Annotated in this window: 8 protein-coding genes; all 8 read left to right on the top strand. The window is 60.6% G+C overall.

Translation table 11 applies throughout. The features are described 5' to 3' along the window. Positions 1-80 precede the first annotated feature (80 nt). The 8 genes from BQ17_RS00440 to BQ17_RS00480 all read left to right on the top strand — a co-directional run bounded on the left by BQ17_RS00440 (position 81) and on the right by BQ17_RS00480 (position 7,948). Positions 81-1,166, top strand: coding sequence for an IS630 family transposase (locus BQ17_RS00440; protein ID WP_089723791.1), 1,086 nt, complete (start codon positions 81-83; stop codon positions 1,164-1,166). Positions 1,167-1,173: 7 nt separating this feature from the next. Continuing rightward, on the top strand, positions 1,174-2,595 hold the full coding sequence (gene ntrC, locus BQ17_RS00445) for a nitrogen regulation protein NR(I) (RefSeq protein WP_256091424.1): 1,422 nt from the start codon (positions 1,174-1,176) through the stop codon (positions 2,593-2,595). Positions 2,596-2,761: 166 nt separating this feature from the next. After that, the gene (locus tag BQ17_RS00450; protein ID WP_089723793.1) at positions 2,762-3,190 is read left to right on the top strand and encodes a rhodanese-like domain-containing protein; all 429 of its coding nucleotides are present in this window, start codon (positions 2,762-2,764) and stop codon (positions 3,188-3,190) included. A 58-nt stretch (positions 3,191-3,248) separates the two neighbouring features. Beyond that, positions 3,249-3,725: a protein-export chaperone SecB gene (secB, locus tag BQ17_RS00455; RefSeq protein WP_089723794.1), complete on the top strand. Its 477-nt coding sequence runs from the start codon at positions 3,249-3,251 to the stop codon at positions 3,723-3,725. Continuing rightward, a complete protein-coding gene (locus tag BQ17_RS00460) occupies positions 3,722-4,732 on the top strand; it encodes an NAD(P)H-dependent glycerol-3-phosphate dehydrogenase (RefSeq protein WP_089723795.1) in 1,011 nt (336 codons plus the stop codon). Before secB ends, BQ17_RS00460 begins: the two co-directional genes overlap by 4 nt. Before the next feature lie 233 nt (positions 4,733-4,965). Continuing rightward, positions 4,966-5,970, top strand: coding sequence for a dihydroorotate dehydrogenase (locus BQ17_RS00465; protein WP_089723796.1), 1,005 nt, complete (start codon positions 4,966-4,968; stop codon positions 5,968-5,970). 172 nt (positions 5,971-6,142) lie between these two features. Beyond that, complete coding sequence (locus tag BQ17_RS00470; protein WP_089723797.1) at positions 6,143-7,180, top strand: type IV pilus twitching motility protein PilT; 1,038 nt, start codon at positions 6,143-6,145, stop codon at positions 7,178-7,180. A 543-nt stretch (positions 7,181-7,723) separates the two neighbouring features. Then, positions 7,724-7,948 carry a hypothetical protein gene (locus BQ17_RS00480; RefSeq protein ID WP_089723799.1) on the top strand — a complete coding sequence of 75 codons (225 nt, stop codon included), beginning with the start codon at positions 7,724-7,726 and terminating at the stop codon, positions 7,946-7,948. Positions 7,949-8,180: the final 232 nt, after the last annotated feature.

The following is an 8,180-nucleotide window of genomic DNA, read 5'->3' on the forward strand; positions in this document are numbered from 1 at the left end:
TGTAGTGCGCTATAAATAGTGGAACTAACAGAGCTGCCACCTGTCCATTGTAGAGAGCCGATGCAGACAGGAGGCAGGGAATGCGAATGGCGCCGGTAATCAATTTGACGCCCGAAGCGCGCAAGCGGCTGAAGCGAATGGCCAACTCCAATACCGTCAGTGTGCGCGAGGCACGGCGTGCAGCTATGGTGCTGCTGGCGGCGGACGACTTGACCAACGGGCAGATCGCTGATCGACTTGGAGTGGGTCGGGTGTCGGTCGGTCGCTGGCGCTCCCGCTATGCCGAAGGCGGCTTGGCGGCGATTGTCCAAGATCGCCCGCGCGGTGGACGCCCGCGGCGAGTTGATAGGCACGAGATCGTTCGTCTGACGACACAGACGAAGCCGCCGGGGGCCACGCACTGGAGCACGCGCACGCTGGCCGCGGCAACCGGGGTGAGTGCCTCCAGCATTCGCCGGGTGTGGCGAGCTCACGGGCTCAAACCACACCGGGTTGAAACCTTCAAGGTCTCGCGCGACCCGCACTTTATCGAAAAGCTCGAGGACATCGTCGGGTTGTATCTGAACCCGCCCGAGCACGCGCTGGTGCTGTGCTGTGACGAGAAAAGCCAGGTGCAGGCCCTGGATCGCACCCAGCCGGGCTTGCCGTTGAAAAAGGGGCGTGCGGCAACGATGACCCACGACTACAAACGCCACGGGACGACAACTTTGTTTGCCGCTCTCAATGTGCTCGATGGAACCGTCATCGGCCACTGTCAGGCACGCCATCGTCATCTTGAATGGTTGAAGTTCCTGCGCCAGATCGAGCGCAGTACGCCCCAGGACAAGAGCCTGCACCTGATCTGCGATAACTACTCCACCCATAAGCACCCGCATGTCAAGGCCTGGCTGGAAAAGCACCCGCGTTTCCAGCTGCACTTCACGCCCACCTCTGCCTCCTGGTTGAACATGGTCGAACGCTTCTTCCGCGATCTGACGACCCGGCAGCTGCGCCGCGGAGTATTCATCAGCGTGCCTGAACTGATCCAGAGTATCGAAGGCTATATCGCCGAACACAACCAGAATCCCAAGCCGTTTATCTGGACCGCCAAGGCCAGCGACATCCTGGAGAAGGTGGTTCGCGCCAATCGCCGCTTAAGTTCCAAACAGAATGGCGCACTACACTAGAAGGTCGATGGTGTGGGTAATCGACGACGATCGATCCATCCGTTGGGTGTTGGAGCGGGCCCTGACCAAGGCAGGCATGGCGGTGACGAGCTTCTCAAACGGCGTCGGTATCATGGAATCCCTCCGCCGCAAGCGGCCGGATGTCATCGTCTCCGATATACGGATGCCTGGTATCGACGGTCTGGACCTGTTACGACAATTGACGTCCGAGCATCCCGACCTGCCGGTCATCATTATGACGGCGCACTCCGATCTCAACAGTGCCGTTTCCGCCTTTGACGGCGGGGCCTTCGAGTATCTGCCCAAACCCTTCGATCTTGACGAGGCGACGGATCAGATCCGACGTGCCTGTCGCCGCCACCCGGATGGCGATGACATAGCTGGTAAGCCCCTCGACCGGATGCCGGATATCATCGGTAAGGCACCGGCGATGCAGACGGTGTTTCGCGCCATCGGGCGGCTGGCGCGTTCGCATATCACCGTACTGATCAACGGCGAGTCCGGGACCGGGAAAGAGCTGGTTGCACGGGCCTTGCACCGCCATAGCCCCAGGTCCGATCAGCCCTGCATCGCATTGAATATGGCGGCGATTCCCCATGATCTCCTGGAATCCGAGCTGTTCGGCCATGAACGCGGCGCCTTCACCGGGGCCCAAGGCAAACGCCAGGGACGCTTCGAGCAGGCCCATGGTGGCACCCTGTTCTTGGATGAGATCGGCGATATGCCGGCGGAGCTGCAGACGAGATTACTGCGCGTCCTCGCGGACGGGGAATTCTACCGGGTCGGTGGTACCTCTCCGGTCAGGGTCGATGTGCGAATCATCGCTGCCACGCACCAGAATCTTGAGCAGCAGGTTCAAACCGGACGCTTTCGTGAGGATCTGTTTCACCGCCTGAACGTCATCCGGATCCGGCTGCCGGCATTGCGCGAGCGCCGCGAGGATATCCCGTTGTTGATGCGACACTTCCTTTCCCGCGCCGCCGCCGAGCTGGATTGCGAGCCCAAGGTCTTACTACCGAGTGCTGAGGAGAGGCTCAGTGGCCTCGAATGGCAAGGCAATGTGCGTCAACTCGAGAACACAGCGCGCTGGTTGACGGTGATGGCCTCCAGCAAAGAGATCCATGCGGAGGATCTGCCTCCCGAGCTGGTGGGTGTGGGAGCCGGGAAGGCGGCAGACGATCCATGGCAGGTCTCCCTGCGCCGGTGGACCCGCAATGGACTCCGGCAGGGCCAGACCGCCCTGCTGGACAAAGCACTCCCCGTATTCGAGCAGATCCTCATCGAGACGGCCTTGGAGCATACCAGTGGTCGGCGCCAAGAAGCCGCGCGTCTGCTGGGTTGGGGTAGGAATACCCTGACCCGCAAGATCAAGGAGCTGCGGCTCGACCCAGACACCCCTGTGGTCAAGAATGCGGAAGCCGGTGACTGATAACCGGAAGCCCTTGCTCCGTACCCACCTTGTCCTGACCGGGGAAAGATGACTCGCGTCCCGCAGGGCCTTATACTTAGCATCCCCGATTGGTCTTATCCGCCGCGGGTGGTTCATACCTGACGCCGGCGTGGCCCGGTCCCGGAAATTTCTCGTCGTATCCCACATGCAGCCGCAACAACTGATCGAGTTTATCGGTAACCACTGGGAGCTCTTCGCGGTACTGGCAGTAATTATCGCTTTGTTGATCCACAACCTACTCGTCAGTGGGCGGGGTTCGGTGGATCCGGCCGGGGCGACGGAGCTCATCAATCACAAGGACGCCTTGGTGGTAGACGTGCGGCCAGCGGCCGATTTCACCCAGGGGCACATCATCAATGCGCTCAACCTCCCCATGAACGGTTTCAAAAAACAAATCGGGACCCTGCAGAAGCACAAGGAGCGACCCATCCTGGTCGCTTGCCGCTCCGGCTCCCAGTCAGCGATGGCCTGCCAACAGCTGCGCAAGGAGGGCTTCGAGAATGTGCATAACCTGCGCGGGGGGGTCCTGGCCTGGCAGAATGCCAATCTGCCCTTGTCTAAGAAGAAGCACTGATGGCAAGGTCTTAAAAACCCAGCCGGGCTCCCTTTCAACCGCAACCGGATGATCGCCGATGACCGAGAACGAACAGCAAAACGAAAGGCAGTTCGTGGTGCACCGCATCTACACCAAAGACCTTTCCTACGAAGCGCCGAATGCCCCCCACATCTTCCGCCAGGAGTGGCAACCCAAGCTCGAGCTCAACATGAATACCCAGGCGAACAAGCTCGACGCAGACACCTTCGAGGTCATCCTGTCGGTCACCGCCACTACCAAGCTCGCCGACCAGACGGCCTCGATCGTGGAAGTCCATCTGGCGGGCCTGTTCGGGATTCAGGGGTTCCCGGACCCGGAGCTTGCCCATCTGCTCGGGGCCTACTGCCCCAATCTGCTGTTTCCCTATGTCCGTGAGGTCGTCTCCGATCTGGTCACCAAGGGCAGCTTCCCGCAGCTGGTGCTGCAGCCGGTCAATTTCGACGCCCTATTCGCCCAGCATCAGCAACAGATGGCGGATCAGGCCAAGGGTGATCCCGCCCCGACTTCGCATTGAGTCAGACCTTCGCTCCCGCGCTCGCGGTCCTGGGCGCCGGCTCTTGGGGTACGGCGCTCGCATTGCTGCTGTGTCGCAACGGCCACCGCGTGCGGATCTGGGATTATGCGCCGGAGCAGATTCTGGCCTTGGATCGCGACGGCGAAAATCGCCGTTATCTGCCTGGGTTTCCGCTGCCGCCGACGCTGCAGCCCGTAGCGGAGCTCACTGATGCCTTGGAGGGGGTCAGCGAGCTCCTGGTCGTCATTCCCAGCCACGCCTTCGCCGCTGTGTTGCGCCGGCTCCCCGACCGACTGCCGGAGGGACTCGGCATTACCTGGGCCACCAAGGGATTCGAGCCCCACACCGGGCGGCTCCTGCATCAGGTCGCGGAAGAAATCCTAGGGTCCCGGGATCTGGCTGTCGTCTCCGGCCCCAGCTTTGCGCAAGAGGTGGCCAAGGGGTTGCCCACGGCGGTCACCGTGGCCTCCCGGAGACCGGAACACGCGCAGCGCATAGCCGGCTATCTGCATAACGACCACTTTCGGGCCTACACCGGCGACGATCTGGTCGGCGTTCAGGTGGGTGGCGCGGCCAAGAATGTACTGGCAATCGCCGCGGGCATTGCCGACGGTCTCGGCTTCGGGGCCAACACCAGGGCCGCCCTGATCACGCGCGGACTGGTGGAGCTGATTCGGCTCGGCACCGGGCTGGGCGGCAGGCGGGACACCTTCATGGGCCTCGCCGGGCTCGGGGATTTGGTCCTTACCTGCACCGACGACCAGTCCCGAAACCGCCGCCTAGGCCTGGCCCTGGCGCAGGGACTGAGCGTCGAGGAGGCCAAGCGCGAGATCGGCCAAGAAGTGGAAGGCGTGATAACAACCCGTGCCATCAATACCATCGCCCACCGGTTGGGGGTGGAGATGCCCATCTGTAGCCAGGTGTTCGGCGTGCTGTACGAGGGCCGCACGCCGGAGCAGGCAACCCGCAGCCTCCTCATGCGCAGCAGCAAGGCCGAGTTGACCTGATGTTAAAGAAGTCCCCGAGAAGTCGAATATCTAACCCCCTAGTACGGATGCTCTCAACGACCGATAACATTGAGCTGGCAGGAACTCCATGGAAAATTTAGCCGCAAATAAACGCAAACGACGCAAATCAATGTTAATAGGCCAAGCAGCGTCGATGATGACGAGCTAATCTCGACCGATTTGCGTTCATTGGCGGCAAAAAAGAATTCTCATTTGTACACAGGTGTACTCGGGTGAATGATCCCCGGCTGGTGATCGATTTTTGCGGATTGCGCTTCGACACCCCCCTGGTATTGCTGTCCGGGTGTGTCGGTTTCGGTGCGGAGTATACGCGTGTCAAGGGATTCTCGAATCGGGATGCCGGGGCCCTATGCCTCAAGGGAACCACGCTGGAGCCCCGGCTAGGGAACCCTCCGCACAGGATCTGCGAAACCGCGAGTGGCATGTTGAACGCCATCGGCTTGCAGAACCCCGGCGTCGATCATGTGGTGGAGCAGATCCTACCTACCCTCGACTTTACCGAAACACGGTTTATTGCCAACGTCTCAGGCACCACGGTCGAGGAATATTATGAGGTCACCCGCCGCTTCGATGACTCTCCCATCGACGCCATCGAGATCAACATCTCCTGTCCCAATGTCAAGGCGGGTGGTGTAGCCTTCGGTAATGACCGGAAGCTGTCGGCACAGGTGGTCGCCGCCTGCCGGGCCGCTACCACCAAGCCCCTGATCACCAAGCTCTCACCGAATCAGACCGACATCGCCGCGAACGCCAGGGCCTGCCTGGAGGCGGGCTCGGACGCCTTCGCCGTTATCAATACCCTGATGGGCATGGCGATCGACAGCGAAGCGCGAACTCCGGTCATCGGCAACAATCAGGGGGGGCTGTCCGGGCCGGCCATCAAGCCCATCGCCCTCTTAAAGGTGCACCAGGTCTATCAGGTCTGCCGCGAGCACGGGGTTCCCATCATCGGCCAGGGTGGCGTCGCCGGCGCCGAAGACGCCCTCGAGTTCCTGATCACCGGCGCCAGCGCGGTAGGAATCGGCACCGCCCTGTTCTACGATCCGCTGCTGCTCCCCGCCGTCAACCAAGGGATCTGCGCCTACCTGGACCGCCACGGGCTCATCAACGTAGGCCAGCTCACAGGCAGCTTGCGGCTACACCCATCACCTATAGATAGTGCGGAAGATACGTGCCCCGAACGCGCAAGACCTGGTACAGCCGTGCCGAAGCACTGATAACATCGGTTTGATTTGCGGCTAACGCTTCCGTTTTTTTATCCACAGATTATGCAGATTTTCGCAGATGAAAAACGAAATAATCGGCGTAATCTGCGGATATATGATGAGTGCTTGAACCACAATCTCTTTGCGCCTTTGCGGTTCAAATGGGCCTTTTGAGGACTGCCGAGTGAATATCATCGAACTGCTCACCTTCAGCGTTGAGAACAAGGCTTCCGACCTGCATCTCTCCGCCGGACTGCCGCCCATGATCCGGGGCGACGGAGACCTGCGCCCCATCGACCTGCCCCCTCTGAAGCACCCCATCGTCCACGCGTTGGTCCAGAATAGTATGAACGACCGGCAGCGTCGGGATTACGAGGAGCTATTGGAGGTCGATTTCTCCTTCGAGATCGAGGGCCTTGCACGCTTCCGCGTCAACGCCTTCCACCAGCAGCGCGGGGCGGCAGCCGTCTTTCGCGTTATTCCTTTAAAAGTGCTGACACTCGAGGAACTGGGCGCGCCCAAGGTGTTCGAGAAGATCATCGACGTGCCGCACGGCCTGGTATTGGTGACCGGCCCCACCGGCTCGGGCAAGTCGACCACCTTGGCCGCCATGATCGATCACCTCAACCACCGCCACTCCGCGCATATCCTGACCATCGAAGATCCCATCGAGTTTGTTCACAGCAGCAAAAAGTGTCTCGTCAACCAGCGCGAGGTCCATAAGGATACCCTGGGCTTCAGCGCGGCCCTGCGGTCGGCCCTGCGTGAGGACCCGGACATCATCCTGGTGGGCGAGATGCGGGATCTGGAGACCATTCGGCTGGCACTCACGGCGGCGGAGACCGGGCACCTAGTGTTTGCGACCCTACACACCAGCTCCGCTGCCAAGACCATCGACCGCATTATCGATGTCTTCCCCGCGGGGGAGAAGGACATGACGCGCTCCTTGCTCTCGGAATCCCTGCGCGCGGTGATTTCACAAACCCTGCTCAAGAAGATCGATGGTGGGCGTATCGCCGCCTACGAGATCATGATCGGCACCCCGGCCACCCGTAACCTGATCCGTGAGAACAAGGTGGCCCAGCTCTACTCGTCGATCCAGACCGGACAAGCCTTCGGTATGCAGACCCTGGACCAAGACCTTCAGGGCCTCCTGCGGGAGGGACTGATCACCACGCAAGAGGCCAGGTTTCGGGCTCAGAGCAAAGACAGCTTCCTCTGACTCCCATGTTCTACCTGCGAGGCGAGTAGGTTGTTTCCGGTTCCCAGTCACCAGCTACCAGTCGCCAGCTGCCAGCCGCTGGTAGCTGATGAACTGCGGAGCCCGTAGGGCGGGTCAGGCGCGTGCGCTAGGCACTGCGCTTGCCGCGGTGGTGGGCACGCCGTCACCCGCCGGGTGGCAGCCCGTCGATCGGGTCAGGCCAGGGATAGCCACCACCCGACGGAGGTGGCTGGCATCCGGCGAATAGCGCAAGCTTAGTCCGCCCTTGTATGTTCTGTTTCTAAGGGAAAACCATGGATGAGGTATAAAGGGATTTGATGGCGAGACCTGGGAAGTCGTTCCGCCCTGAGGCCTCGAGCCTGTGCGTCGATTGGCTCCCCGCCCGCTTCGCCAAGACCGATGCCGCCAGCCTGGCCGCGTTCGTCCAACGCAGGCCCTTCGAGCGCTGGCAACGCCCCGACGACTTGGCACTCGCTATCCGCGCTGGTGCCCGCCGCATCGCCGCCCTCAACCAGCGGCGAACCCAAACCAAGAACCAACTTCATGCCGCTTTCGGATCGCCCTTTACATGCCCGCGCTCAGCGGTTCACAGCACGATCCCAATTCACGGCTTACTACCACCATCTCATCGACACCCGCGGCCTCAAGAAGATCCAGGCCGTCTGTGCCGTCATGCGTAAGCTCTTGCTCGCCATCCAGGCCATGCTCAAAAATCGCAGGCCTTTCGATAGCAGCCGTTTCTACTCGCCGGCCGAAACGGTTCCCTGATTAGTCCAATTTATGCACCGGAGTGATTTTTTTGGGATGCAGCGGAACAGAGTATCTACAGGACCTTCAGTCCAGAAGCAACCTATGCACTTTCAGTGCATAGTGGTTGAGAGGCACCAATTTTCCTTATGAATATCTCAGACGCCCACGGAACTTTTTATAGTCTCTAAAAAACTTCAGTCCGCCGAAGGCGGATAGAGGTTAAAAACCTCCATCTTCAGATGGATTCTCT

Origin of the sequence: Candidatus Thiosymbion oneisti, from assembly GCF_900092655.1 — a bacterium.
GTDB classification, from domain to species: domain Bacteria; phylum Pseudomonadota; class Gammaproteobacteria; order Chromatiales; family Chromatiaceae; genus Thiosymbion; species Thiosymbion oneisti.

Excerpts from the sequence above, each read along its gene's own strand:
- ntrC (WP_256091424.1), top strand. The coding sequence starts at position 1,174 with ATGGTGTGGGTAATCGACGACGATCGATCCATCCGTTGGGTGTTGGAG.
- BQ17_RS00440 (WP_089723791.1), top strand. The coding sequence starts at position 81 with ATGCGAATGGCGCCGGTAATCAATTTGACGCCCGAAGCGCGCAAGCGG.
- BQ17_RS00450 (WP_089723793.1), top strand. The coding sequence starts at position 2,762 with ATGCAGCCGCAACAACTGATCGAGTTTATCGGTAACCACTGGGAGCTC.
- secB (WP_089723794.1), top strand. The coding sequence starts at position 3,249 with ATGACCGAGAACGAACAGCAAAACGAAAGGCAGTTCGTGGTGCACCGC.
- BQ17_RS00480 (WP_089723799.1), top strand. The coding sequence starts at position 7,724 with ATGCCGCTTTCGGATCGCCCTTTACATGCCCGCGCTCAGCGGTTCACA.